28 protein-coding genes are annotated in these 24,005 nt (G+C 32.2%); 26 read left to right on the forward strand and 2 right to left on the reverse strand.

Annotated elements, in window-relative coordinates:
- Window positions 1-379: 379 nt before the first annotated feature.
- Window positions 380-1,630, reverse strand: a complete 1,251-nt coding sequence (locus ABEB18_RS11915; protein ID WP_348799527.1) for an NAD(P)/FAD-dependent oxidoreductase — start codon at window positions 1,628-1,630, stop codon at window positions 380-382.
- A gap of 18 nt (window positions 1,631-1,648) precedes the next feature.
- Window positions 1,649-2,713: a class I SAM-dependent methyltransferase gene (locus ABEB18_RS11920; protein ID WP_348799528.1), complete on the reverse strand. Its 1,065-nt coding sequence runs from the start codon at window positions 2,711-2,713 to the stop codon at window positions 1,649-1,651.
- A gap of 204 nt (window positions 2,714-2,917) precedes the next feature.
- Between ABEB18_RS11920 and flxA the strand changes: the two genes are divergently transcribed.
- The 26 genes from flxA to ABEB18_RS12050 all read left to right on the forward strand — a co-directional run bounded on the left by flxA (window position 2,918) and on the right by ABEB18_RS12050 (window position 23,996).
- Entirely contained in the window at window positions 2,918-4,438 is a 1,521-nt protein-coding gene (gene flxA, locus ABEB18_RS11925) for a flexirubin biosynthesis tyrosine ammonia-lyase FlxA (RefSeq protein ID WP_348799529.1), read from the forward strand.
- A gap of 42 nt (window positions 4,439-4,480) precedes the next feature.
- The gene (locus ABEB18_RS11930; RefSeq protein WP_348799530.1) at window positions 4,481-5,593 is read left to right on the forward strand and encodes a WG repeat-containing protein; all 1,113 of its coding nucleotides are present in this window, start codon (window positions 4,481-4,483) and stop codon (window positions 5,591-5,593) included.
- A gap of 41 nt (window positions 5,594-5,634) precedes the next feature.
- A complete protein-coding gene (gene flxB, locus ABEB18_RS11935; protein WP_348799531.1) occupies window positions 5,635-6,366 on the forward strand; it encodes a flexirubin biosynthesis SDR family reductase FlxB in 732 nt (243 codons plus the stop codon).
- 15 nt (window positions 6,367-6,381) lie between these two features.
- Window positions 6,382-7,617 carry a beta-ketoacyl-[acyl-carrier-protein] synthase family protein gene (locus ABEB18_RS11940; protein ID WP_348799532.1) on the forward strand — a complete coding sequence of 412 codons (1,236 nt, stop codon included), beginning with the start codon at window positions 6,382-6,384 and terminating at the stop codon, window positions 7,615-7,617.
- A complete protein-coding gene (locus ABEB18_RS11945; RefSeq protein ID WP_348799533.1) occupies window positions 7,610-7,861 on the forward strand; it encodes an acyl carrier protein in 252 nt (83 codons plus the stop codon). Before ABEB18_RS11940 ends, ABEB18_RS11945 begins: the two co-directional genes overlap by 8 nt.
- 93 nt (window positions 7,862-7,954) lie before the next feature.
- Entirely contained in the window at window positions 7,955-8,839 is an 885-nt protein-coding gene (locus tag ABEB18_RS11950) for a lysophospholipid acyltransferase family protein (protein WP_348799534.1), read from the forward strand.
- A gap of 195 nt (window positions 8,840-9,034) precedes the next feature.
- A complete protein-coding gene (locus ABEB18_RS11955) occupies window positions 9,035-9,940 on the forward strand; it encodes an NADPH-dependent FMN reductase family protein (RefSeq protein WP_348799535.1) in 906 nt (301 codons plus the stop codon).
- Window positions 9,941-9,945: 5 nt separating this feature from the next.
- Window positions 9,946-11,079, forward strand: a complete 1,134-nt coding sequence (gene darB, locus ABEB18_RS11960; RefSeq protein ID WP_348799536.1) for a dialkylresorcinol biosynthesis protein DarB — start codon at window positions 9,946-9,948, stop codon at window positions 11,077-11,079.
- On the forward strand, window positions 11,079-11,519 hold the full coding sequence (locus tag ABEB18_RS11965) for a hotdog family protein (protein WP_348799537.1): 441 nt from the start codon (window positions 11,079-11,081) through the stop codon (window positions 11,517-11,519). Before darB ends, ABEB18_RS11965 begins: the two co-directional genes overlap by 1 nt.
- An 11-nt stretch (window positions 11,520-11,530) precedes the next feature.
- Window positions 11,531-12,004, forward strand: coding sequence for a hotdog family protein (locus ABEB18_RS11970; RefSeq protein ID WP_348799538.1), 474 nt, complete (start codon window positions 11,531-11,533; stop codon window positions 12,002-12,004).
- Between the two features lie 9 nt (window positions 12,005-12,013).
- Window positions 12,014-12,418 (forward strand): flexirubin biosynthesis protein DarG, encoded by a 405-nt coding sequence (DarG, locus tag ABEB18_RS11975; RefSeq protein WP_348799539.1) that lies wholly within the window; start codon window positions 12,014-12,016, stop codon window positions 12,416-12,418.
- Entirely contained in the window at window positions 12,418-13,416 is a 999-nt protein-coding gene (darH, locus tag ABEB18_RS11980) for a BtrH-related acyltransferase DarH (protein WP_348799540.1), read from the forward strand. Before DarG ends, darH begins: the two co-directional genes overlap by 1 nt.
- A 2-nt stretch (window positions 13,417-13,418) precedes the next feature.
- Window positions 13,419-14,171 (forward strand): ABC transporter ATP-binding protein, encoded by a 753-nt coding sequence (locus ABEB18_RS11985; protein WP_348799541.1) that lies wholly within the window; start codon window positions 13,419-13,421, stop codon window positions 14,169-14,171.
- Window positions 14,161-15,444, forward strand: a complete 1,284-nt coding sequence (locus tag ABEB18_RS11990; protein ID WP_348799542.1) for an ABC transporter permease — start codon at window positions 14,161-14,163, stop codon at window positions 15,442-15,444. The genes ABEB18_RS11985 and ABEB18_RS11990 overlap by 11 nt, the downstream gene beginning before the upstream one ends.
- Complete coding sequence (locus ABEB18_RS11995) at window positions 15,419-15,868, forward strand: acyl-CoA thioesterase (RefSeq protein ID WP_348799543.1); 450 nt, start codon at window positions 15,419-15,421, stop codon at window positions 15,866-15,868. The genes ABEB18_RS11990 and ABEB18_RS11995 overlap by 26 nt, the downstream gene beginning before the upstream one ends.
- On the forward strand, window positions 15,869-17,002 hold the full coding sequence (locus tag ABEB18_RS12000; protein WP_348799544.1) for a beta-ketoacyl synthase N-terminal-like domain-containing protein: 1,134 nt from the start codon (window positions 15,869-15,871) through the stop codon (window positions 17,000-17,002).
- A complete protein-coding gene (locus ABEB18_RS12005; RefSeq protein ID WP_348799545.1) occupies window positions 17,003-17,617 on the forward strand; it encodes a 3-oxoacyl-ACP synthase in 615 nt (204 codons plus the stop codon).
- Between the two features lie 5 nt (window positions 17,618-17,622).
- Entirely contained in the window at window positions 17,623-17,880 is a 258-nt protein-coding gene (locus tag ABEB18_RS12010) for a phosphopantetheine-binding protein (protein WP_348799546.1), read from the forward strand.
- Window positions 17,881-18,005: 125 nt separating this feature from the next.
- Window positions 18,006-19,208, forward strand: a complete 1,203-nt coding sequence (locus ABEB18_RS12015) for a beta-ketoacyl-[acyl-carrier-protein] synthase family protein (RefSeq protein WP_348799547.1) — start codon at window positions 18,006-18,008, stop codon at window positions 19,206-19,208.
- Window positions 19,209-19,218: 10 nt separating this feature from the next.
- The gene (locus ABEB18_RS12020) at window positions 19,219-20,283 is read left to right on the forward strand and encodes a beta-ketoacyl synthase chain length factor (RefSeq protein ID WP_348799548.1); all 1,065 of its coding nucleotides are present in this window, start codon (window positions 19,219-19,221) and stop codon (window positions 20,281-20,283) included.
- A complete protein-coding gene (locus ABEB18_RS12025) occupies window positions 20,277-21,053 on the forward strand; it encodes a polysaccharide deacetylase family protein (protein ID WP_348799549.1) in 777 nt (258 codons plus the stop codon). The genes ABEB18_RS12020 and ABEB18_RS12025 overlap by 7 nt, the downstream gene beginning before the upstream one ends.
- Entirely contained in the window at window positions 21,043-21,678 is a 636-nt protein-coding gene (gene lolA2 / locus ABEB18_RS12030; RefSeq protein WP_348799550.1) for a flexirubin biosynthesis/transport protein LolA2, read from the forward strand. The genes ABEB18_RS12025 and lolA2 overlap by 11 nt, the downstream gene beginning before the upstream one ends.
- Entirely contained in the window at window positions 21,656-22,285 is a 630-nt protein-coding gene (gene lolB2 / locus ABEB18_RS12035; protein WP_348799551.1) for a flexirubin biosynthesis protein LolB2, read from the forward strand. Before lolA2 ends, lolB2 begins: the two co-directional genes overlap by 23 nt.
- A 28-nt stretch (window positions 22,286-22,313) precedes the next feature.
- Window positions 22,314-22,916, forward strand: a complete 603-nt coding sequence (locus ABEB18_RS12040; RefSeq protein WP_348799552.1) for a porin family protein — start codon at window positions 22,314-22,316, stop codon at window positions 22,914-22,916.
- A 211-nt stretch (window positions 22,917-23,127) separates the two neighbouring features.
- Window positions 23,128-23,499 (forward strand): ApeI family dehydratase, encoded by a 372-nt coding sequence (locus tag ABEB18_RS12045; RefSeq protein WP_348799553.1) that lies wholly within the window; start codon window positions 23,128-23,130, stop codon window positions 23,497-23,499.
- Window positions 23,500-23,513: 14 nt separating this feature from the next.
- Window positions 23,514-23,996 carry a hypothetical protein gene (locus ABEB18_RS12050; RefSeq protein WP_348799554.1) on the forward strand — a complete coding sequence of 161 codons (483 nt, stop codon included), beginning with the start codon at window positions 23,514-23,516 and terminating at the stop codon, window positions 23,994-23,996.
- Window positions 23,997-24,005: the final 9 nt, after the last annotated feature.

Below are 24,005 nucleotides of genomic sequence, written 5' to 3' on the forward strand. Positions count from 1 at the left end.
GGGGTCAGAAAAATAGATTTCTTCTTATTTAGATTATCTAATCTTTTTGCTTAATCCCCAACTTTTGCAACTGATCCGGAAGAATGCTGTAAAAGTTAGGTGTAGGGTAATAAATTGTTGTTTTGTCTGTGATAGTCCGCATGAGGGATGGAAATGACATCCTTTTCTTTTGCTTCTTTAGCAAAAGAAAAGATATAATGTACAGCCCGACCCAGAGGGACATGCCATAATTTGAATCGTAGATTGTTTATTGTAAATTTCGATTGTAGATGCTTCAGAGATCTATCTTAATCTAAAAGGAATGAGCTCGATACAATATCGAGCTCATTATTATCAAATTTAATTATAAATTCGTCTAAACTTTTGGGTGCAGTTTAAGTTAGGATTTTTTTTCTTTTGTTTCCATCTCAATTATATGAGCCATATTTCGAATGAGGTTATCGTGTTTCTTGACAAAAGGATTTTCTTCATCCCAAACATAACCAGCTAATACTGCACAAATTTTTCTTTTTACATCGGCATTTTCAGGTTGATGAAAAAATAAGGTTTGAAGATTTCCAGTGTACCATTCTTTTACATAAGTTGTAAATACAGATATCCCTTTCTTCATATAAGTTGTGAATTCTTCTTCCCAATCAACTTTCGTGCCTTGAGATTCTTTTAGGTATAATTTTGCAGCTAACATTCCTGATTCTGTTGCAAATGCTACTCCTGATGAGAACACAGGATCTAAAAATTCTGAACTGTTGCCAGTAAGTGCAAATCCATCACCATACATTTTTTTCACTGCGCGCGAATAATTTTCTAGTTTAATTGGTTCGAAAAGAAAATCTACACCAGCAAATCTTTTTATGTAATAATCTGAAAGCTGAATGGCATTTTTTAAAGCCTCGGCATTGTCTTTATTTTTGGATAATGAATTGATAAAATCCGTTGGTCCAACTACACCTAAACTTGTGTTGCCATTTGAAAATGGAATAACCCACAGCCAAACTTCTGTTTCTAATATATCAAATGATATTAATGTTCCTTCTTCGCCTTCGGGGCGATTTTTGTCAACGACATGTGTGAAAATTGATGAATGAGGATCTAATTTTGAAGGAGTGTCTAAATCTAATAGTCTAGGTAAAACACGTCCGTAACCACTGGAATCTATTATAAATTTGGCATGAATTTCTTTTAGGTTTCCGTCTTTGTCTTTAACAATAGTTGTTGAATTTTTGCCTTCAAAAGTAACAGATATTACTTCAGATTCGAATTCTAAATCAATTCCTTTGCGTATGACTTCTTGCGCCATGGTATTGTCAAAATCTGCTCTTGGAACTTGCCAGGTCCAATCCCATCCTTTTGAAAATTTGTTGCTAAAATCAAACACACAAATGTCTTGACCTTTAATAAATCGAGCTCCTAATTTTTTTTCAAAGTTCATTGCGTCTAAACTTTCAAATAAATCAGCTTCGGCAAAATGATCCATAACTCTTGGTATAAGACTTTCGCCTACTACTATTCGTGGAAATTTTGTTTTTTCTACGACTTTAATTTTAACCCCATTTTTATGAAGGTAGGAAGCTGAAACGCAACCAGATGGGCCAGCTCCTATGATTAAAACATCTACAAATTCTTGTGTCATTTGGAATACAGATTTGAATTATATTCTTTTTTTACATTTAATTAAGGTATGACTCATTCCTATCATATCATACATTTCATCAACGACAAAACCAACTTTTCCAATAATTTTTAAAATATCATTAGAATGAAACATTTGGCTATTTCCGTTTGCTACAGCTGTAAAATATAAGGATGTTGCATGTAAACTGTATGTTGAAGATTGAAATTGTTGTAAATCCCAAAAAGTTTCCAGAATGTAAAAACTTGCATCTTCGGTCATTGCATCATAGGCTCTTTTAAAAAGGCCGTGTATTTCTTCTAAAGAAAAACAATCAATAAATTGACTCATCCAAATGGCATCATGATTTTTTGGAAAAGGAATACTGTTGTCTAATAAATTAGTATCTATAGCTGAAATCCTATTTTGTAGTCCTGCATCAGCAATGTTTTTGCGCGCTACATTGGCTTGTCCAGGCAAATCTAAAATTGTAACTTTTACATTTGGATCGTGTTTAGCGCATAATAAAGCAAACTTTCCTGTATTTCCACCAACATCTAAAATCGATTTTGGTTCGGATTTGAAAACGATTGGGAGTATATCTGGGAAGGTGAAATCAGAATAAAAATGATCAAAATCGAACCAACTTTTTTTGATTTTTTCAGGCAGTTCAGAAAGACCAATATAAATAGTATCCCAATTTCCTAATTCTTTTAATCCTTCGGGTTTACCATTTTTGATGGATTCTTCAAGGTGATTTATAGCAAGATAGTTGACATCTTGAGTAAAATCCATATTCACATTGGTTGGTTTGTCCCTCAAAATAAAATACCCCGTTTTGGTAAGTATAAATTGATTGTCTCTTAGATATACCATTTCTAAACTTAAACCAGCTTCTAATAAAACTTTTACACCATAAATTGATAAGTTTAATGCAGATGCTATTGTTTCGATACTTCCTTTTTTGTGTTGGAATAAATAGTCTAAAATTCCAAGGTTTCGCAATGATTTTGCAGCTTGAAACATAATTGGGGCAAAAGCAATTTTTTGAGCGTCTAAGTTTGCTTGATGTACACTTTTTTTATCAGAACCAAAATCTTTCATTTTTATTTTGATGGTTTTAGGGGTGTTTAGTATGTTTTTGAAAACGTGATAGTTAAGTTTTTGTTAAAATAATATTGCAAAAAAAAATATTGATTTATTGATTTTAGCTATATTGTATTACATTTGTTTATTCAAATTAACCACATTTAAATTCAAAATAAAAATTAAATTGTAATATATTTAGTTTAAAATAAAACTAATTGAATGAATACTATAAAAGAATATTTAACCCTTAAGGAGTTTGAGTCAGTAATTTTTGATAAAAACAATATAGAAATTAGCCAAGTTGTTATTGATAGAGTAAATACAAGTTTTGATTTTTTAAAAGAATTTTCGGTTAATAAAATTATTTATGGTGTAAATACTGGGTTTGGACCAATGGCTCAATACCGCATCAAAGATGAAGATCGCATACAGTTACAATATAATTTAATCCGTAGTCACGCTTCTGGGACAGGTAAACCATTGAATCCTATTTGTGTAAAGGCAGCAATTTTGGCTAGATTAAACACACTTTCTTTAGGGAATTCGGGTGTGCATCCTTCATTAATTCATTTAATGAAAGAATTGATAAATAGAGATATTACACCTTTAATTTTCGAACACGGAGGAGTCGGAGCTAGTGGAGATTTGGTGCAATTGGCTCATTTGGCATTAGTACTTATCGGGGAAGGCGAAGTTTTTTATAAAGGAGAAAGAAAACCAACAAAAGAGGTATTTGAAATTGAAAAATTAGAACCTATTCAAGTTGAAATTAGAGAAGGTTTGGCTTTGATGAATGGAACTTCTGTAATGACTGGTGTTGGAGTTGTAAATGTTCATTATGCAAATAAATTATTAGATTGGTCTATTAAATTCTCTTGTGCCATTAATGAAATTGTTCAAGCTTATGACGATCATTTTTCGGAAGAGTTAAACAATACTAAGCGTCATAAAGGGCAAAGAGAAGTGGCCTCTAGAATGAGAACTAATCTTAATGATAGTTCATTGATTCGAAAAAGAGAAGATCATTTGTACTCTGGAGACAATAAAGAAGAAGTTTTTAAAGAGAAAGTTCAAGAGTATTACTCACTGCGTTGCGTTCCGCAAATATTAGGGCCCGTTTTAGAAACCATTACTAATGTAGAATCTATATTAGAGGAAGAGTTTAATTCAGCAAACGATAATCCAATTATTGATGTAAAAAATCAGCATGTTTATCATGGAGGAAATTTTCATGGTGATTACATTTCGTTAGAAATGGACAAATTAAAAATTGTAGTGACCAAATTGACTATGCTTGCCGAAAGACAATTGAATTATTTGTTGAATTCGAAAATAAATGAAATTTTACCTCCTTTTGTAAATTTAGGAACTTTAGGTTTTAATTTTGGTATGCAAGGAGTTCAATTTACAGCTACTTCAACTACTGCTGAAAATCAAATGTTATCTAATCCGATGTACGTGCATAGTATTCCGAATAATAATGATAATCAGGATATTGTGAGTATGGGAACCAATGCTGCAGTGATTGCTTCTAAAGTCATCGAAAATGCTTTCGAAGTATTGGCGATCGAATTGATTACTATTGTTCAGGCGATTGATTGTTTAGAACAAAAAGATAAGATTTCATCGGTTACCCGAAAAATTTACGACGATATTCGAGTTATTATACCACGATTTGAAAAAGATCAAGTTATGTATCCTTTTGTACAAAAAGTAAAGGATTATTTGATGAATAACTAAAAGACCAACATATTTCTATTTAATAATTATAAAGTTAAATTTATGAAAAGGATAGTTTTGTTATTGTTATTGTTTATCCAGAATATTAGTGCCCAAGAATTAGCATTGGTGAAAAACGGGAAAAAATTTGGATACATTTCGAAGTCTGGAGATTTTGTTATTCAGCCAAAATATAGTACTGCTAAGAATTTTTCGGATGGATTGGCAGCTTTCGAATTAAATAAAAAATGGGGTTTTATAAATAACAAAGGAGAGGTTGTAATCCCAGCAACATTTGAAGATGCAAAATATTTTCATAACGGGATTTGCCTTGTTCAAAAAGATAAGAAGTGGGTTTATATCAATAAACAAGGCGAAGTTCAAACCCCTCCTGCTAATGATAAACTCTATGATTTTGAGGAAAATATTGCTTTTTTCAAGAAAGATGATAAAATTGGGCTAATTAATACTAAAATGGCAGTAGTTTTAGAGCCAACATACGAAGTTATAAAGCCATTTGAGAACGGTTATGCCAGAGTTAAACAAAATAATCACTGGGGATTAATAGATAAATCTGGTAAAGTTGTTGTAGAAATTATTTATGACGAAATTGGAAATTATTTTAAAAATGTAACTTGGGCAAAAAAAGGAGAAGCATTTGGTCTAATCACTAAAGGTAAATTTGTTGCCATAGAGGGAGTTGACAAAATTTGGGATTTTACTGTACAGGATCTTACATATGCAAGGAAAAATGATAAAATAGGTTTTATTGATTTAAATGGAAAATGGGTCATTGAACCAAAATTTGATAAAGCAAAAGCATTTTATAAAAATTTAGCTCCTGTTTATGATGGTAAAAAATGGGGTTTTATAGATTTAAAAGGAACAATTGTCATCAATCCTGTTTATGAAGATGCCGAAATTTTTAGCGCAGATGGTTTAGCACCAATCAAAGAAAATAAATGGGGATTTATTGATATTACTGGTAAAATAGTTATACCTACTCAATATGAAATAACTTTTGGAGGTATTCTTTCAATTTTTAATGGAGATGAAAAAGGTTTTGTCAAAGGTTTGGCAAGAGTCAAATACGGGAATAAAAGTGGTTTTTTAAAAACAAATGGAGAAGTGTTAGGAAACCAATGGTTTGAAAATGCAGAGCTTTTTCATAATTAATCATAATCTTCATTATTTAATATCAAATTCAAATTATAAATATGAAATGTGCATTAGTAACAGGAGGTTCGAGAGGAATCGGAAGGGCTATTTGTGAAAAATTAGCTATTGACTCGGATTATCATATTTTGATTAATTATCATTATAATAAAAAAGCGGCCGAAGAAACTTTAGAAAAAGTGTTAGCAAACGGCGCTACTGGCGAAATAATACAGTTTGATGTAGCCAATTTTGATGAAGTTAAGTCCGTATTGACAAAATGGCAAGAAGAAAATCCAAAAGCAGTTGTTGAGGCAATTGTGAATAATGCCGGAATAACCAAAGACGGTTTGTTTATGTGGATGAGTCAAGACGATTGGTCTAGTGTTCTAAACACCAGTTTGAACGGTTTTTTTAATGTGACTAATTTTTTAATGCAGAAAATGTTGCGCAATAAATATGGCCGAATTGTAAATATGGTTTCAGTTTCAGGAGTAAAAGGTACTGCGGGGCAAGTAAATTATTCAGCTGCAAAAGGAGCCATTGTTGCAGCAACAAAAGCTTTAGCTCAGGAAATTGCTAAAAGAAATATTACGGTAAATGCCGTTGCACCCGGATTTATCAAAACTGATATGACGAGTGAGCTGGATGAAGCAGAATTGATTAAGATGGTACCCGTAAATCGTTTTGGTGAAGCCGAAGAAGTGGCCGATTTGGTTAGTTTTTTAGTATCTAAAAAAGCGAGTTATATTACCGGTGAAGTGATTAATATAAACGGTGGAATTTATTCATAATTATAAAAGTTGAAAATGAATAATAGAGTTGTCATAACAGGAATGGGAATTTATTCCTGTATAGGAACATCACTTGACGAAGTAAAAGATTCTTTATTTGAAGGCAAATCAGGAATTGTTTTCGATCAAGAAAGGAAAGAATTTGGTTTTAGATCAGCCTTGACAGGTATTGTTCCTAAGCCAGATTTGAAAGATTTATTGACAAGAAGACAACGAATTAGTCTTGGAGAGGAAACGGAATATGCCTATATGGCAACAATAGAAGCATTAAAAAATGCCAATATTGACGAAGCTTTTTTTGATACCAACGAAGTAGGAATTATGTATGGTAACGATAGCGTTTCTAAAGCTGTCATAGATGCTACCGATATAATTCGAGAAAAAAAAGATACAACATTAATAGGTTCAGGGGCTATATTTAAGTCGATGAATTCTACTGTTACGATGAATCTTTCAACAATTTTCAAAATAAGAGGAGTAAATATGACTATTAGTGCGGCTTGTGCTAGTGGTTCACATTCAATAGGAATGGCTTATTTTTTAATTAAAAGTGGTTTTCAAGACATTGTTATCTGTGGTGGAGCTCAGGAAATTAACAAATACGCTATGGGGAGTTTTGATGGTTTAGGTGTTTTTTCGGCAAGAGAAAACGAGCCTACCAAAGCATCTCGACCATTCGATAGTAATCGAGATGGTTTGATACCAAGTGGGGGTGCAGCCACTCTGATATTAGAGTCGTATGAGTCGGCTATAAAGAGAGGAGCTACAATTTTGGCAGAAGTAACAGGTTATGGATTTTCGTCTAATGGAGGTCATATTTCGACTCCGAATGTTGATGGTCCTTCTATTGCAATGAAACGAGCCTTAGACGAAGCGGGGATAAAACCTCAAGATGTTGATTATATAAATGCACACGCTACATCAACTCCAGTAGGGGATGCCAATGAAGCCAAAGCAATATTTGATGTTTTTGGAGAAAGTAATCCTTATGTAAGTTCAACTAAATCAATGACTGGACACGAATGCTGGATGGCTGGGGCAAGTGAAATTATTTATTCTATTTTGATGATGCAAAATGATTTTATTGCACCAAACATCAATTTGGAAACTCCAGATGAAGATGCTGCAAAATTAAATTTGGTTAAAACTACTTTAAATAAAAAAATTGACATATTTTTGTCGAATTCTTTCGGATTTGGAGGTACAAATTCCGCATTAGTTGTTAAAAAGTATAAAGAGAATAATGAATAAAGGAGTAATCATAGAACGAATAAATGGTTTTTTAATTGATGAATTTGAAGTAGATGGAGATGATATTCAATCTGATGCAAATTTAAAAGATACTCTAGGACTTGATAGTTTAGATTATGTTGATCTTGTCGTGTCTATAGAAGCAAATTTTGGAGTGAAATTAGTTGAAAAAGATTTCGTTGGAATCGATACATTTCAAAATTTTTATGATTTGATCGAGAACAAACTAAAAGTAAAAATATAATTTAGTTTCTATATTTAATAGTGTCTCTCGGAAGCATTCGGGGGACTTTTTATATTTATAAAATTATAGTAACATTCACTAATTACTACATTAATGAGCAAATGGGACGGTAAATCCAAAGGCACTGTTCTAGGATACAAAATCTTTGTTTTTTTTATAAAAAACCTTGGAGTTAGAGTTGCTTACTTGATACTTAACTTTGTTGCTTCCTATTATTTTCTTTTTCTAAAAAAAAGCAATACCGCAATATTTTATTATTTTAGACAAAGACTAGGATATTCCTATTTGAAATCTAAACGTATGATCTTTAAGAGTTATTATACTTTTGGTCAAACAATCATCGATAAAATTGCTATAAGCGCTGGTCTAAAAGATAAATTTACGTATGAACATGATGGTAAAGAGTTTATTGTCAATATGCTAAAAGAAAAAAAAGGAGGTGTTCTTATCAGTGCTCATGTTGGTAATTTTGAGATAGCCGAATATTTCTTTAGTGAACTCGATCTTAATTTTCAAATAAATCTTGTAACGACCGATTTAGAACATTCTTCTATCAAGGAATACCTTGAAAGTGTGACTCAAAAACCAAAAATAAAGCTCATTCTAATCAATGATGATATGTCGCATATTTTCGAGATTAATTCAGCTTTAGCCAATAATGAATTAGTTTGTTTTACCGGTGATAGATACTTTGAAGGAGTGAAATCACTCCAAGAAAAACTACTGAGTAAAGACGCACTTTTTCCTGCAGGTCCTTTTCTTATAGCTTCTAGACTTAGAGTTCCCGTTGCATTTGTTTATGTAATGAAAGAGCCAAACTTGCATTATCATCTTTACACAAGACTTGCCAAAGTAAAACATCGAGACGAGAAAGCTTTACTTAAAGAATATACCCAAAGTGTAGAAGGAATGATTAAAAATTACCCTTTGCAATGGTTTAATTATTTTGATTTTTGGAATAATCTAGAAAAAAATTAAGGTAATTAACATAAATAAATACCAATTTTACATTTTACTTTTTTTTCGATTTTTTAAAGTATTGATTTTAAAATATTTGCTGACTAGTTTTTTTTGAAAAGAAAAAATCAGTTATTTTGTTTGGAAACAAGTCGTTGGCGATTAGTTTTAATTAGAATTTTAATTTAATTTCGTTTTGAAAAACTAAAGCCTAAAATGAAAAATGTCTTAGTAATTTATTATTCCCAATCTGGACAATTAGAATCGATTGCTAAGACAATTGCAAAGCCTTTTTTAAATTCAGATAGTGTAAATTTACTGTTTCATGAAATCAAATTAGAGAGGCCTTTCCCTTTTCCTTGGAATAATGATACATTCTTTGGTGCTTTTCCAGAATCATTTCAACAAATACCGACTCAATTAAAACCAGTGTCAAAAGAAATTTTGGAAACCCAATTTGATTTAATTCTTTTGAATTATCAAGTTTGGTATTTAACACCATCGATTCCAGTGAATTCATTTTTGAAAAGTCCAGATGCCCAAAAAATATTTCATAACACAGCAGTCGTAACCATAAACGGTTCAAGAAATATGTGGTTTATGGCTCAAGAAAAAGTAAAGCATTTATTAAAGCAAAATAACGCTTTATTGAAAGGAAATATTGCTTTGGTAGATAGAGTAGGGAATTTAATTAGCGTGATTACCATTGTAAAATGGATGTTTTCGGGTGTGAAACGAAAATATCTTGGGATTTTTCCCTTACCGGGAGTTTCGGATAAAGATATAATAGAATCATCAAAATTTGGTGAAGAAATTTATGATAGTTTACAAAACAATGATTTGGATAATTTACAGCCTAAGTTAATTGCAATTGATGCAGTAAGGGTTAGTTCGTACTTAGTTAGAGTTGATAAAACGGCCAATAAAATTTTTTCAAAGTGGTCTAAGTTTATTCTTGCCAAAGACAACTCTCGAAAATTTTGGACAAAAGTATTTAAAGTGTATTTAATAATTGCAATTTGGTTAATATCACCAATAGTTTATATATTACACATTCTTACGTATCCATTCAAAATAAAAAAAATAAGAAAAGAAATTCAATATTATAAAGGAATAAAATAGATTATATGTTTGATGTTTATATTACAAAAGCAGCCAAATGTTTGCCTAATAGTGCTGTTTCTAATGACGAAATGGAAAATTATTTGGGTTTGATAAACGAAACTGCTTCCAAAGCTAGAAGGCTAATATTAAGAAATAATAAAATTGTAAATAGATATTATGCTCTAGATAAAAACGGAAAACCAACTCACAATAATGCAGATTTGGCTCATGCAGCTATTCAAGGTTTATTTGATGAAAGTTTTACAGCTCAAGATATGGAATTGTTATCTTGTGGGACTACAACTCCAGATGTTATTGTTCCTTCACACGCATCAATGGTACATGGATTGCTAAAAAATAAAAATCTTGAACTTAATTCATCTTCAGGAGTTTGTTGTTCGGGTATGAATGCGTTAAAATTTGGTTTTCTTTCTGTAAAGTCAGGAAATACAAGTAATGCAGTTTGTGTTGGTTCTGAAAAAGCTTCTTCGTGGTTATCTTCAAATAAATATGAAAAGGAAGTAGTTAATTTGCAAAATCTAAAAGAACAACCAATATTAGCCTTTAAAAAGGATTTTTTACGATGGATGTTGTCTGATGGAGCTGGTGCATTTTTATTAGAAAACAAACCCAAAGGCAGAAACTCCCTCAAAATAGAATGGATGGAAGCGTATTCGTATGCATATGAATTAGAAACTTGTATGTATGCCGGTGGTGATAAATTAGAAAACGGTGATATCAAACCTTGGAATGATTATGCTCCAACCGAATGGCTAGATAAATCTTTATTAGCTGTAAAACAGGATGTTAAGCTGTTAGACGAATTTATTTTGAGCAAAGGTGCCGAAAGCATGAACAATGCCTTATCTAAAAATAAAGTTTCGGCAGATCAGATTGATTTCTTTTTACCTCACGTTTCTTCCTATTTTTTTGTCGAAGGTTTAAGAAAATCTCTAGCCGAAAAAGGGATGGATATCCCAATGGAAAAATGGTTTATGAATCTTGCCAACGTTGGAAACGTAGGTTCGGCATCAATCTATTTGGCACTCGAAGAGTTGATGAATTCTGGGCAATTAAAAAAAGGAGATAAAATTTTATTATCAGTTCCCGAAAGTGCTCGTTTTTCGTATGCTTATGCTTATTTAACAGTTTGCTAATGAAAAATGAAACAAATAACTCAATAGGAGACAAAGCATTTGTAGAGTCATTGATTCCACAAAAAAACCCTTTTGTTATGGTAGATACTTTGTATTCTTATTCGGAAACCGAATTGGTTTCGGGATTCAAAGTTCCAGATAATGCTATTTTTTTGGACAACGAATCATTTGTAGAATCTGGGATAATCGAACACATGGCGCAATCTGTAGCTTTGCATACCGGTTATCAATATTTTTTGAGAAACGAACAAGCTCCCACTGGTTATATAGGATCTGTAAACAAATTGGAGATTAAAAAACTTCCAAAACTGCATGACGAAATAACAACAATAGTAACAATTTTGCAAGAATTTGCAGGGATTACAATGGTTGATGTTGTTAGTAGATTGCATAATATAGAAATTGCTAAGGGACAAATGAAAACTGTTTTAGCCAAATAATTTAAAAAACTGTGAATCCTAAAGAAACATCAAATTCCGTAGAAATTATAAACCATTATTTACCTCACCGTGTACCAATGTTGATGGTAGATTCTGTTTTAGAAATTGATGATGAAAAGGTTATAACCGTTTTTGAAATAAAAACTGGTAATATATTTCTTCAAAAAAAATTTTTTATTGAAGCAGGTTTGATAGAAAATATGGCTCAAACTTGTTCTATGATTGTTGCCAAAGATTATTTTATTGATGAAAATAAAGAAGACAAACCTGATGTAGATGTAATAGGTTTTATTAGTGCTATTAAGACTTTAAAAATCCATAGTCTTCCTCAGGTAGATTCTGTAATTAATACCAGAGCCCAATTAGTTTCAAAATTTATATCAGAATCGTATAGTTTGTGTACCATAAAATGCAAGACTTTTAACGCTGATGAATTATTGGTAGAAGGAGAAATGACCTTGTTTATTCAAAATAATAACTCCTAGTTTTAGAAAATGAAAAAAGAAGATGTTCCTCAAGATCAAGGCAATCTTTCAAGAAAAGATTTGAAAGAATTAGTCTATGCTACAGATGAAAATGGTAATTACACTACCGCATTGAGTACTGGCTGGGAACCCAAAAGTATTGCGCTTTCTAATGCTATCGAAGAGATTAGCGAACGAGTTGCTATTGCCAAAGCCAAAGTCGAAAATAACGAACTAAGCCCGATTAATTATTATATGGAATTGTGCAGAATGGATGTAAGCGTGCTTTCTGGTTATGTAGGAATGTGGCAATGGCGTGTAAAAAGGCACTTCAAGCCCAAAGTATTTGCAGGATTAAGTGATCGAATTTTGAGAAAATATGCAGATGCCTTTAATATAACGATAGAAGAATTAAAAAATTTTAAAACAAATTAATGGAAACAAATTTCACACATCATCAATCAGCACATTGTGAGAATGGCGTTGCATCCAATTTGTTAAAACACAATGGACTCAATCTTAGTGAACCCATGATTTTTGGGATTGGTTCTGGATTGTTTTTTGTGTATTTGCCTTTTTTAAAAGTAAATCATGCTCCAGCCATTAGTTATAGACCGATGCCAGGAATGATTTTTAATAAAGCAGCCAAAAGATTAGGACTAAAAATTAAAAGACAAAAATTTTCAAATGAAGCTAACGCCATTAAAGCATTAGACGAAAATTTAAAAAATAACATTCCCTCAGGATTACAAGTTGGAGTTTATAACCTGACTTATTTTCCGGATGAATATCGATTTCATTTTAATGCCCATAATTTGGTTGTTTACGGAAAAACCGATACAGATTATTTAATTAGCGATCCTGTTATGGAAAAAGTGACAACTTTGACTCATGACGAATTAAAAAAAGTACGTTTTGCCAAAGGGGCTTTCGCTCCTAGAGGTCAGATGTATTACCCAATTGAGATTCCCAACAATGTCGATTTAAAAGGAGCTATAATCAAAGGAATCAAAAATACTTGTCGTGATATGCTAGCGCCTATGCCTATTATTGGTGTGCGAGGCATCCGAATGGTAGCTCGTTTAATCAAAAAATGGCCTATAAAGCATGGTACCAAAAAAGCCAATCATTATTTGGCGCAACTGGTTAGAATGCAGGAGGAAATTGGAACTGGCGGAGGAGGTTTTAGATTTATATATGCTGCATTTTTGCAAGAAGCTGCTGTAGAATTACAAAATGATGAATTAAAAACATTATCACAAGAAATGACAACAATTGGGGATTTGTGGAGAGATTTTGCTCTTGAAGCTTCTCGAGTGTATAAAAACAGAAGTACCCAAATAGATGTTTATACAAAACTTTCAGAGGAACTATTGTTAATAGCAGAAAAAGAAGAAGTGTTTTTTAAGAAATTAAAGAAAGCTATTAGCTAATAATGAAGCCAATTATTCAAATATCAAACCTAACAAAATTATACAAAGATGCCGATGCGTTTTCTTTGAATGATTTTTCTATGGAGGTTCAAGAAGGTGATATTTTTGGGTTACTTGGTCCTAATGGAGCAGGAAAAACCACTTTGATTTCCATCCTTTGTGGCTTGATAAAATCTACTTCGGGTTCTTTTATAATTGATGGGTTGAATTATTCGGATAATGCACATTTGATAAAAAAAATTATTGGTGTAGTTCCTCAAGAATATGCTTTGTATCCTACTTTAACAGCCAAAGAAAATCTAATGTATTTTGGAAGTATGTATGGTCTAAAAGGAAATATTCTGAAAGAAAAAGTAATAGATAGTCTTGATTTATTAGGGTTATTGAAGTTTGCTGATAAACGTATCGAAACTTTTTCTGGAGGTATGAAACGTCGTGTCAATTTGATTGCTGGTATTTTGCATGATCCCAAAGTACTTTTTCTGGATGAACCTACTGTTGGAGTAGATGTACATTCTAAAAATGTAATTATCGATTATCTAAAAGAACTTAACCAAAGAGGAACTACCATAATTTACACATCGCATCATTTATCCGAAGCTCAAGATTTTTGTAATAATATAGCAATCGTTGATGGTGGTATAATTCATGCCAAAGGCACTCCAAAAGATTTAATTTTGGCTACTCCCAATGCCCGTAATCTAGAGGATGTGTTTATTTCAGTAACAGGAAAAGAATTGAGAGATGCTATATAAACTCTGGATGTCTGTTTATAAAGAATTCTTGTTGTTAAAGCGAGATATTGGAGGTGTGGTAACGCTTTTTTTGATGCCACTGGTTTTGATTATTACTGTAACCCTTATACAAGATAGTACCTATAAAAAAGGGGAGGAGGTCAAAATTCCGATTCTTTTGGTCGATAATGATAAAGGAAATGTGTCTAAAACACTTTTTGATAATTTAAAAAAGAGTGATGTTTTTAGTGTAGTTACAGCTTTCGATAACAAACCAATAACAGAGACTGAGGCAAAAGAAGCTGTTTTTAAAGGAAAATATCAAATGGCAATTATTATTCCTTCTCATTTAAGTAGCGACTTGCAAGCCAAGATTGACCAAAATGTTCAAAACATAGTTAGCAGTTTAGGATTTTCAGATTCATTGGCAACAAAACCATCTGCAAAAATTGTCGATCAAAAAGAAGTAAAATTGTACTTTGATCCAGCACTACAGTTGAGTTTCAAAAGAGGTGTAATGAGCGGAATCGATAAGATGATTTCCCAAATAGAAACCAAGTCGATTTATACTGCTTTTCAAGATCAATTGGGTGGCGAAAACGCTAATTTTGAACAAAAAAGTTTTATTACTTTCAATGAAATTGTACCCAAGGTCAATAACAAAGAAATATTGCCAAATTCGGTGCAGCATAATGTTCCAGCCTGGACACTCTTTGCCATTTTCTTCATTGTGATTCCGTTGTCTATTAATTTAGTTAAAGAAAAATCACAAGGCACTTTTGTACGATTGCTAACCAATCCAGTTTCGAACAAAATTGTTTTGGCAGGAAAAACGGTGATGTATTTAATCATTTGTCAGATTCAGTTTTACATGATGGTTGCTGTGGCGGTATTTTTATTTCCGCATTTAGGATTGCCACCGTTGAATGTTGAAGGAAATTTAGTTTTGATGAGTGTCGTAGCACTATTTTCAGGATTGGCCGCTATAGGTTTCGGAATATTATTAGGAACCATTGCCAAAACTCAAGAACAATCGGCTCCATTTGGAGCAACAGCTGTAATTATTTTGGCTGCTATTGGAGGTGTTTGGGTTCCTGTTTTTGCGATGCCCAAAATAATGCAACTCATCGCACAATCATCACCTATGAATTGGGGATTAGAGGCCTTTTATGATGTACTTTTGCGTAACGGATCTTTAGTAGATTTGTTACCCGAATTATTGTTGTTATTTTTATTTTTTATAGTTACCACAACTTTAGCTTTACTGTATGATAAGAAGAAAAGAGCTGTATAAAGAAGCAACTGCATTGACCGTTTCCCATGATTTTCGAGTTCGATTTAGCGAAGTAGATTCACTAGGAATTGTCTGGCATGGGCATTATATTACTTATTTTGAAGAAGGGAGAGAAGCTTTTGGACGCAAGCATGGATTGGCCTATTTAGATGTTTTTGCAAATGAATTTACAACTCCAATTGTAAAAACCACTCTAGAACATAAATTATCATTACGCTATGGGGATGTTGCAAGGATAGAGACTACTATTGTAGATACTCCAGCTGCCAAAATGATTTTTAGGTTTACCATTTATAACAAAAAAAATGAGATAGTTTGTACCGGCGAAACGGTTCAAGTTTTTATTGATAAAAAAGGAGAGCTAATGTTGACAAATCCTTCTTTTTATTCAGATTGGAAAAGAAAAGTAGGTTTAGAAAAATAGATGATTAAAGAAGTATATATTACCGAAACAAATTGCATTACACCTCTTGGGTTTGATGTAGATTCTAATGTGGAGAATATTAGTAATGAGGTTTCGGGTATTCAATTGCATAATAACCCAAATTGGCTCAATACATCGTTTTATGGGGCAATTGTTGAGGACGAAATTTTAAATTCGGCTTTCGCCAAAGTTTCTTCGGATACTCACTATTCGAGATTGGAGAAAATGATGATTTTGGCTTTAAATCCTATTTTAAAAACAAACAAAGTCGATTTGAATCCTCGAACAGGTTTTATTCTTTCTACTACCAAAGGGAATGTAACAGCTTTAGAAAATCAACAGCATATAGAATCGGCTTATTTAAATGTTTTGGCTCAAAAAGTTGCTGACTTTTTTGGGTTTAAGACAGCCCCTATTGTGGTATCAAATGCTTGTGTATCTGGAATTCTTGCTGTTTCAGTGGCCAAAAGATTGATTCAAGCAGATCTGTACGATAACGTATTTGTAGTTGCTGGAGACGAGGTTTCGAAGTTTGTGTTGTCTGGGTTCAATTCCTTTCAAGCGATGAGTGATTTGCCTTGCAAACCGTATTCTATAAATAGAAATGGAGTGACATTGGGGGAAGCGGCGGCAGCTGTTTTGGTTTCATCGAGCAATATGAATGCAAAAGCAAAAGTCATTGGCGATGGATCTATCAATGACGCCAATCATATATCGGGACCATCACGAACAGGCGAAGGACTTTTTAGAAGTATTCAAAGCGCATTGACTGAAGCTAAAATTGACAAAAATCAAATAGATTACATTTCGGCTCACGGGACAGCAACACCTTATAATGACGAAATGGAAGCTATTGCCATCAATAGATTAGGATTGGAAAATGTTCCTGTTAATAGTTTCAAAGGATATTACGGACATACTTTAGGAGCATCAGGTTTGTTGGAAACGATTATCGGAATAGAATCTCTAAACAAGAATATGTTGTTTACATCATTGGGTTTTGATGCAATCGGAGTGAGTCAGCCCATTCGTGTTATCGAAAAAAAAGAAACTAAAGAAATGTGTTATTTTCTCAAGACTGCTTCGGGTTTTGGAGGTTGTAATACAGCGGTTATATTTGAAAAAGTAGTATAAATGACAAATAATAAAAGCCATATTCATTCTTTTTGTACCATTCAAAATAATCGAATTTTTTTGAATGGAGATGTTGTTTTTACTGCCGAAAGTGAATCATTTGCTGGATTTTCTAAGAAAGTTTATCAGCATTTTGAAATGAATTATGCAAAGTTTTTTAAAATGGATAATCTAAGCAAATTAGCATTTATTGGAGCTGAACTACTTTTGCATAATGTAATTTCTGATGAAAAAGAAAATAATATTGCATTGGTTTTTGCCAATAAATCATCGAGTTTGGATACCGATGTAAAACATCAAAGTACCATATCTGATTCGGAGAATTATTATCCAAGTCCAGCCGTATTTGTTTATACTTTGCCTAATATTTGTTTAGGCGAAATAAGTATCAAACATCAATTGAAAAGCGAAAATTCTTTCTTTATATTTGCTGAATATGATTCGGTTTTTATGGAAAAGTATTGCAATATTCTTTTGCAAACCCAAAAAGCGGATAAAGTTTTGTGCGCTTGGGTAGAATATTTCAATGAAGAATATAAAGCATTCCTATATCTTGTAGATAAGGAAAGCAAACTAGAACACAATCAAGAACAATTAAATAAACTATATAAGTAATAACTATGGAAGCGTTAAAACAAGAATTGAAAAGTAAAATAATAGAAGTTTTAAACCTTGAAGATATTTCTGTTGAAGATATAAACGATGATGACGCATTATTTGGAGATGGTTTAGGACTAGATTCTATTGATGCACTAGAACTTATAGTAATGCTTGACAAAGATTACGGAATTAAATTAGTTGACCCCAAAGAAGGAAAAACTATTTTTAAATCTATCGAAGTGATGGCAGCTTATATTGATAAAAATAGAGTTAGATAATTTCTATTGTAAACATAGATTTTAATTTAATTGAAGGCTTAAATCCAATTGTTGAAAAATGCATAATAGGAAAACAGTTCTGTGTTTTTTGATATTCGAGAGGTTACAATTTTAAAGTAAATACAATGAATAAAGGAGTTGCTATTACAGGAATGGGAATTATTTCTTCAATCGGAAATACGGTTGAAGAAAATTATAATGCATTGCTAAATAGTCAAGCTGGCATTTCTACAATTGAGAATATCGAAACGGCTCATGTCGATGTAATAAAAGTTGGAGAAATTAAAAAAACCAACCAAGAGTTGTTAATCGAATTGCGGTTAGGCGATGATAATAATTTTTCTAGAACAGCAATTCTAGGAACAATTGCAGCTAAGCAAGCTGTACAAAATGCTGGAATAACTTCTATAAATGAATACAGAACGGGACTAATTTCGGCTACGAGTGTAGGCGGTATGGATATGACGGAGCGGTATTACCATGAGTATTTTGAAAATCCTGATGTCGTAAAATATATTAGCAGCCACAATGCAGGAGACAATACCGATAAAATTGCGAATGAATTGGGATTAAAGGGTCTAGTTACCACAATTAGTACCGCTTGTTCCTCGGCAGCAAACGCTATTATGCTTGGAGCTCGTTTGATAAAATCAGGGAAGCTAGATCGTGTAATTGTTGGTGGAACAGATGCTTTATCCAAGTTTACTATCAACGGATTCAAAACCTTGATGATTTTATCAGATGATTATAATAAACCATTTGATAATAATAGAAAAGGTCTGAATCTTGGCGAAGCAGCCGCTTTCTTAGTTTTAGAATCTGAAGAATTGGTTCAAAAAGAGAACAAAAAAGTCTTGGCAAGGGTTTCGGGATATGCGAATGCAAACGATGCTTTTCATCAAACTGCCTCTTCAGAAAATGGTGATGGAGCTTTTTTGGCAATGGAAAAAGCATTTAAAATTGCTGGATTGCGACCAGAACAAATCGATTATGTAAATGTGCACGGAACAGCAACTCCCAATAATGATTTATCCGAAGGGAGAGCTTTGGTACGATTGTTTAGCGAGGGAAATGTACCTGATTTTAGTTCAACAAAAGCATTCACAGGGCATACTTTAGCGGCGGCGGCGGCTATTGAAGCGGTTTATAGTGTATTGGCTATTCAAAATAATGTGGTTTTCCCAAATTTGAATTTCGAAACTCAAATGGCCGAGTTTGATTTGGTGCCACAAACCACTTTAAAACATAAAAATATAGAACATGTACTTTCAAATTCGTTTGGATTTGGTGGTAATTGTTCGACTTTGATATTTTCTAAAAGCGAATAATACATTCATAATGAGTAAAATTTATATAAATGGTTTAGGTTGTATTTCGACTCAAAAGACCTTTGATACTGTTTTTTTGGAAGAAGCAGTGATTAATGAGGTAGATACAATTATGCCCATTCATCAGCCTGTTTATAAAGATTTTATTTCGCCTATTGCCAGTAGAAGAATGGCAAAAGGAGTCAAAAACGGAATTGTTGCTTCTGCCTTAGCGTTGAAAGAAGCCAATTTAGAAACTGTAGATGCTATTATCACTGGAACTGGAATGGGATGCATCGAAGATTCAGAGAAATTTTTGAAATCTATTTTAGAGAATAACGAAGAGTTTTTAACGCCAACTTCTTTTATTCAATCAACACATAATACTGTTGGTGGTCAAATTGCCTTGGGAATGCAATGCAAAGCGTATAATTTGACTTATGTAAATGGTGCTGTTTCTTTTGAATCGGCTCTTATTGACGCCAAAATGATGATTGAAGAGGAGGAAGCTTCTTCAATTTTAGTGGGAGGGATTGAAGAAACGGCCGATTATACCATGTCACTTTTTCGATTAGCTGGCTTTATCAAAGATGAAAATCAAAACGGGAAATCGTTTTTAGGTTCTACTACCAAAGGCGCTGTTCTTGGCGAAGGAGCTATCTTTTTTGCTGTTGAAAAGGAGGCTTCAAAATCAACTATCGCTTCGGTTTTGGATGTTGAAATTAGCAATATTTTAGAAATCGATGAGGTCGAAAATAAAGTCATTTCGTTTCTAGCTACCAATAATTTTGGGGTAAAAGACTTAGATGCTGTAATTTTGGGGTATAACGGTGATGTTGATTCGGATTTGTATTATAAAAAACTGCATGAAGTTACTTTTGCAAACACCCCTCAGATATATTATAAACATTTAAGTGGGGAATTTGATACCGCTTCGGCGTTTGGGTTATGGGTGGGTACGAAAATCTTTCAAACGCAAGACATTCCTGAAATTGTACAATTAAATAGAATAACTAAAGATTCTTATAAAACGATTTTGTTGTACAATCAGCGCAACGGAAAAGACCATAGTTTTACTTTAATTTCAAGATGTTGAAGCATAAAATAGTCAATATTTTTTTCATTTCTGTACTAATGCTACTTGCTTTGGCAAGTTTTTTTATGCCTATCGGAATCAAATATTTTATTGGAGTGGGTTTGATTTGGTTTTTAATAGTTTTTGTTGGTTCTTCATTCATTGCTTCAAATTATCACGTAAAAGCCTATTGTAGTAAACCATCAATTTCAGAAAAAAAAATTGCAATTACTTTTGATGATGGACCGAATGAAATGACAATTCCTGTTTTGGAAATTCTAAAAAGAAACAACGTAAAAGCAACATTTTTCTGTATTGGAAAAAATGTCGAAACTCTTCCAGAAATTTTTCAAAAAGTAATAAGCGAAGGACATATTATAGGGAATCACACGTATAGTCATTCGTCTTTTTTTGATTTTTACAGTAAAAGGCAAGTTGTCGAAGAAATCGAAAAAACAGATGCAATAATCACTTCTTTTTTAGGAAAGAAAACAACACTTTTCAGACCTCCTTATGGCGTAACAAATCCGTCTATTCGTCGAGCTTTGAAAACGACAAAACATAAAACTATTGGTTGGAATATCCGATCTTTGGATGGGATTTTTAAAAATGAAAAATTTTTAATCAATAGGGTTTTTAAAAGTATAAAACCTGGAGGAATTGTACTTTTGCATGACACTTCTGCGGTTACCGTAAGTGTATTAGAGCAATTGCTCCTTTTTTTAGATCGAAATAATTATACTGTAGTTTCTTTGGAAGAACTTCTGAATATAAAAGCGTATGAAGATTAAAAATTATTTAGCATTGATTTTTATTACCGTTTGTTGTTTTCTGTCTTGGGGACAAGAACAAAAAATGAGTGAAAGTGAAATCTCAACTTTCAAGCAATCTGTTGGGGTAATGGCAAAGAAAATAAAGACTTTGACTACCGATTTTGTGCAATACAAACACCTTGACTTTTTGTCAAAAGATATCGAAACTTCTGGTAAAATGATTTTCAAAGAGCCCAATATGTTGCTTTGGCAATACAAAAAACCGTATAATTATTCTATTGTTTTCAAAAACGGAAAGATAGCAATTAACGACGAAGGGAAGAAAAGCGCTGTAGATATCGGTAACAGTAAGTTATTTGGAAAAATAAACAAACTGATTGTTGGGAGTGTAAGTGGTAATTTATTTGACGACAAAGAATTTTCGATTTCTTATTTTAAAAATAAAGACCAAAATGTTGCTAAGTTTATTCCGAAAGATGCAACATTAAAAAAGTACATCAAGCAAATCGAATTGACTTTTGACAAAGAAGATGCAACAGTGGTTCAGGTTAAATTATTAGAATCTTCTGCCGATTATACTCGAATTGTGCTAAAAAATAAAATAATCAATGCCAAAGTAGATGAAGCTTCTTTTTCGAATTAGTTTTTTTTTATTGCTTTTCCTGTCTTCCTGTGGAACTAATCAGGTGGTAAAGGATTATAATTCTATTCCGATAGATGTAAGTACTTTGGATGTTCCTTATTTTTCAAATTCAGAAACAGATTATGTTTATAAGGCAAATATTTCGGTTTATGGGAATGAGCTTTCGGGAATTTTTATCGCCAAAAAAATAAATGAAACCACACATAGAGTTGTTTTTACTACCGAATTTGGAAATAAACTTCTTGATTTTGAAATTTCAGAAATCGATTATAAAGTCAATTTCATTTTAGAAGAGTTAGATAAGAAAATACTAATTAAGACTTTGGTAAATGATTTTCGATTATTATTGCGACACCATTACAACGTGTACTATAAATTTGAAAATGATGCAGATATAGTTTATCAAGCCCCAGAAGGGGACAAAATGAATTATCTATTTATTTCAAAAGACACAAAAAAATTAAGTAAAATTGTACATAGTTCTAAAAGGAAAGCAATAATTTACGTTCTTTACACTGCTAAAAATGATTTTTTTGCTGAGAATATTGTTATTCAGCATCAAAACATCAAATTGAAAATAGCATTAAACTATTTTAAATCGGAATAAAAAATAACTAACTTAAAATCAAATTTTAATGAAAAAAGCAACCTTAATCGCATTAGTTTTATTCTCAGGAATATTAACATCACAAGCTCAATTAAGAGTAAGTCCAGGTATTCGTGGTGGTTTAAATTTGACTAATCTAACTAATTTTGGTTCTAGCGACTACAAATCGGATTATTATATTGGAGGATTGATTGAATTAAAGTTTAATAAATACTTTACACTTCAGCCGGAATTAAACTATTCAAGACAAGGTGCAAAAACTAGAGAACTCTCTTATGATGAGTTCGGAATTAGAGAAGAAAAGTATAATTTAGATTATGTAACGCTTGGGGCGGTAGCTAAATTTCATTTCGGAGGTCAAGGTTTTCATGTGTTAGCAGGTCCTTCTGTGGATATTAAAACAAATGATAATTTCCCAAATTTTAGTGATTTGGCAGGAGCCGATTTAGCTTTTGTTGGAGGACTTGGATATTCTATGTCTAACGGTTTGACTTTTGAAGCCAGATTCAAAAACGGGTTAATCGATATTTATGGCTATGAAGATTTTGATAACAATGATGATGATTATTACTATTATGATGATGTTATTTTGAATTATGCTTTTCAATTTGGGATTAGTTACACTTTTTAAGATAAATTAATAGCAAAATAAGAATAGTTGTATTCTTTTTTTCAATACAAAAACTAGCTTATGTGTTTTTCAGCCTTAGCTCAAGAAAAGAATTAAGGCTGAAAATCTTTTTTTTAGACTTTAAAAAATAAAAAAGTTGGGTAATAATCTCATTATTTAAGGAGATTATGTGATTAATAAAAATTTCCAATTCATTCGGAAGACCAAAATTATGTTATTAAAAGATTTTTATATCATTAAGGAATTAGAAAAAATATCCGATTCTAAATTCAAAGTTCTAATTTTAGTAAATGAAAAGCATGAAATTTTTCAGGGACATTTCCCAAAAAATCCAATTATGCCTGGAGTTTGCATGATGCAGATTATAAAAGAACTTACAGAACAAATTACCAATACGACTTTGTTTATGGAGTCGTTGAGTAATGTAAAATTTATGGCGCTGATAAACCCTTTTGTAAATCCAGAATTACTTTTGGAGTTAGAAATTTTAACAGCTGAGGATAATGTGATTAAGGTTAAAAATGTTAGTTATTTTGACGAAACTGTTGCCTTGAAATTGAGCTGTGTTTATAGAAAATTGTAATTAAATAGATTGTTATGAAAGCCATTTTTCTATTTATTTGTATATCTTTTTTTTGGAATCCATCGATTACAGAAATCAGGAAAATGTATGTAACAGCTGCCACTTCCGAAAGTGTTGCCAAAGATATGGCTCAAAAATTATCTGGAGTTACCAAAGATGATGATAAAACATTAGTGGCTTACAAAGGAGCTTCTATTATTATTCTTGCTAAGTCAGAAAAGAAGATTTCGGATAAAACTAAAAAATTCAAAGAAGGTGCTGCTTTGCTGGAGTTTGCTATAAAAACCGAACCCAATGTAATAGAAACCCGAATGATACGATTGAGTATTCAGGAAAATTTACCTGCAATTGTCAATTATAGAGGGAACAAAAAAGAAGATAAAAAGTTTATTATAGATCATTATAAAGAACAAACATCGGCGATGAAAACCTATATAGCTGGTTTTATCACACACTCTAAGAGTTTCTCTGAAACCGAAAAGAAAATGATCGAATAGCTTAAGAAT

The organism is Flavobacterium adhaerens, assembly GCF_040045115.1.
Taxonomy (GTDB): Bacteria; Bacteroidota; Bacteroidia; order Flavobacteriales; family Flavobacteriaceae; genus Flavobacterium; species Flavobacterium adhaerens.

Coding starts and splice junctions, on each gene's coding strand:
- lolB2 (WP_348799551.1), top strand. CDS start 21,656: ATGAAGCTTCTTTTTCGAATTAGTTTTTTTTTATTGCTTTTCCTGTCT.
- flxA (WP_348799529.1), top strand. CDS start 2,918: ATGAATACTATAAAAGAATATTTAACCCTTAAGGAGTTTGAGTCAGTA.
- ABEB18_RS11965 (WP_348799537.1), top strand. CDS start 11,079: ATGAAAAATGAAACAAATAACTCAATAGGAGACAAAGCATTTGTAGAG.
- ABEB18_RS12005 (WP_348799545.1), top strand. CDS start 17,003: ATGACAAATAATAAAAGCCATATTCATTCTTTTTGTACCATTCAAAAT.
- flxB (WP_348799531.1), top strand. CDS start 5,635: ATGAAATGTGCATTAGTAACAGGAGGTTCGAGAGGAATCGGAAGGGCT.
- ABEB18_RS12050 (WP_348799554.1), top strand. CDS start 23,514: ATGAAAGCCATTTTTCTATTTATTTGTATATCTTTTTTTTGGAATCCA.
- ABEB18_RS11930 (WP_348799530.1), top strand. CDS start 4,481: ATGAAAAGGATAGTTTTGTTATTGTTATTGTTTATCCAGAATATTAGT.
- ABEB18_RS11920 (WP_348799528.1), bottom strand. CDS start 2,713: ATGAAAGATTTTGGTTCTGATAAAAAAAGTGTACATCAAGCAAACTTA.
- ABEB18_RS12000 (WP_348799544.1), top strand. CDS start 15,869: ATGATTAAAGAAGTATATATTACCGAAACAAATTGCATTACACCTCTT.
- ABEB18_RS11915 (WP_348799527.1), bottom strand. CDS start 1,630: ATGACACAAGAATTTGTAGATGTTTTAATCATAGGAGCTGGCCCATCT.
- ABEB18_RS11940 (WP_348799532.1), top strand. CDS start 6,382: ATGAATAATAGAGTTGTCATAACAGGAATGGGAATTTATTCCTGTATA.
- darB (WP_348799536.1), top strand. CDS start 9,946: ATGTTTGATGTTTATATTACAAAAGCAGCCAAATGTTTGCCTAATAGT.
- darH (WP_348799540.1), top strand. CDS start 12,418: ATGGAAACAAATTTCACACATCATCAATCAGCACATTGTGAGAATGGC.
- ABEB18_RS12015 (WP_348799547.1), top strand. CDS start 18,006: ATGAATAAAGGAGTTGCTATTACAGGAATGGGAATTATTTCTTCAATC.
- ABEB18_RS12010 (WP_348799546.1), top strand. CDS start 17,623: ATGGAAGCGTTAAAACAAGAATTGAAAAGTAAAATAATAGAAGTTTTA.
- ABEB18_RS11945 (WP_348799533.1), top strand. CDS start 7,610: ATGAATAAAGGAGTAATCATAGAACGAATAAATGGTTTTTTAATTGAT.
- ABEB18_RS11985 (WP_348799541.1), top strand. CDS start 13,419: ATGAAGCCAATTATTCAAATATCAAACCTAACAAAATTATACAAAGAT.
- ABEB18_RS12040 (WP_348799552.1), top strand. CDS start 22,314: ATGAAAAAAGCAACCTTAATCGCATTAGTTTTATTCTCAGGAATATTA.
- DarG (WP_348799539.1), top strand. CDS start 12,014: ATGAAAAAAGAAGATGTTCCTCAAGATCAAGGCAATCTTTCAAGAAAA.
- ABEB18_RS12045 (WP_348799553.1), top strand. CDS start 23,128: ATGTTATTAAAAGATTTTTATATCATTAAGGAATTAGAAAAAATATCC.
- ABEB18_RS11995 (WP_348799543.1), top strand. CDS start 15,419: ATGATAAGAAGAAAAGAGCTGTATAAAGAAGCAACTGCATTGACCGTT.
- ABEB18_RS12020 (WP_348799548.1), top strand. CDS start 19,219: ATGAGTAAAATTTATATAAATGGTTTAGGTTGTATTTCGACTCAAAAG.
- ABEB18_RS11955 (WP_348799535.1), top strand. CDS start 9,035: ATGAAAAATGTCTTAGTAATTTATTATTCCCAATCTGGACAATTAGAA.
- ABEB18_RS11990 (WP_348799542.1), top strand. CDS start 14,161: ATGCTATATAAACTCTGGATGTCTGTTTATAAAGAATTCTTGTTGTTA.
- ABEB18_RS11950 (WP_348799534.1), top strand. CDS start 7,955: ATGAGCAAATGGGACGGTAAATCCAAAGGCACTGTTCTAGGATACAAA.
- ABEB18_RS12025 (WP_348799549.1), top strand. CDS start 20,277: ATGTTGAAGCATAAAATAGTCAATATTTTTTTCATTTCTGTACTAATG.
- lolA2 (WP_348799550.1), top strand. CDS start 21,043: ATGAAGATTAAAAATTATTTAGCATTGATTTTTATTACCGTTTGTTGT.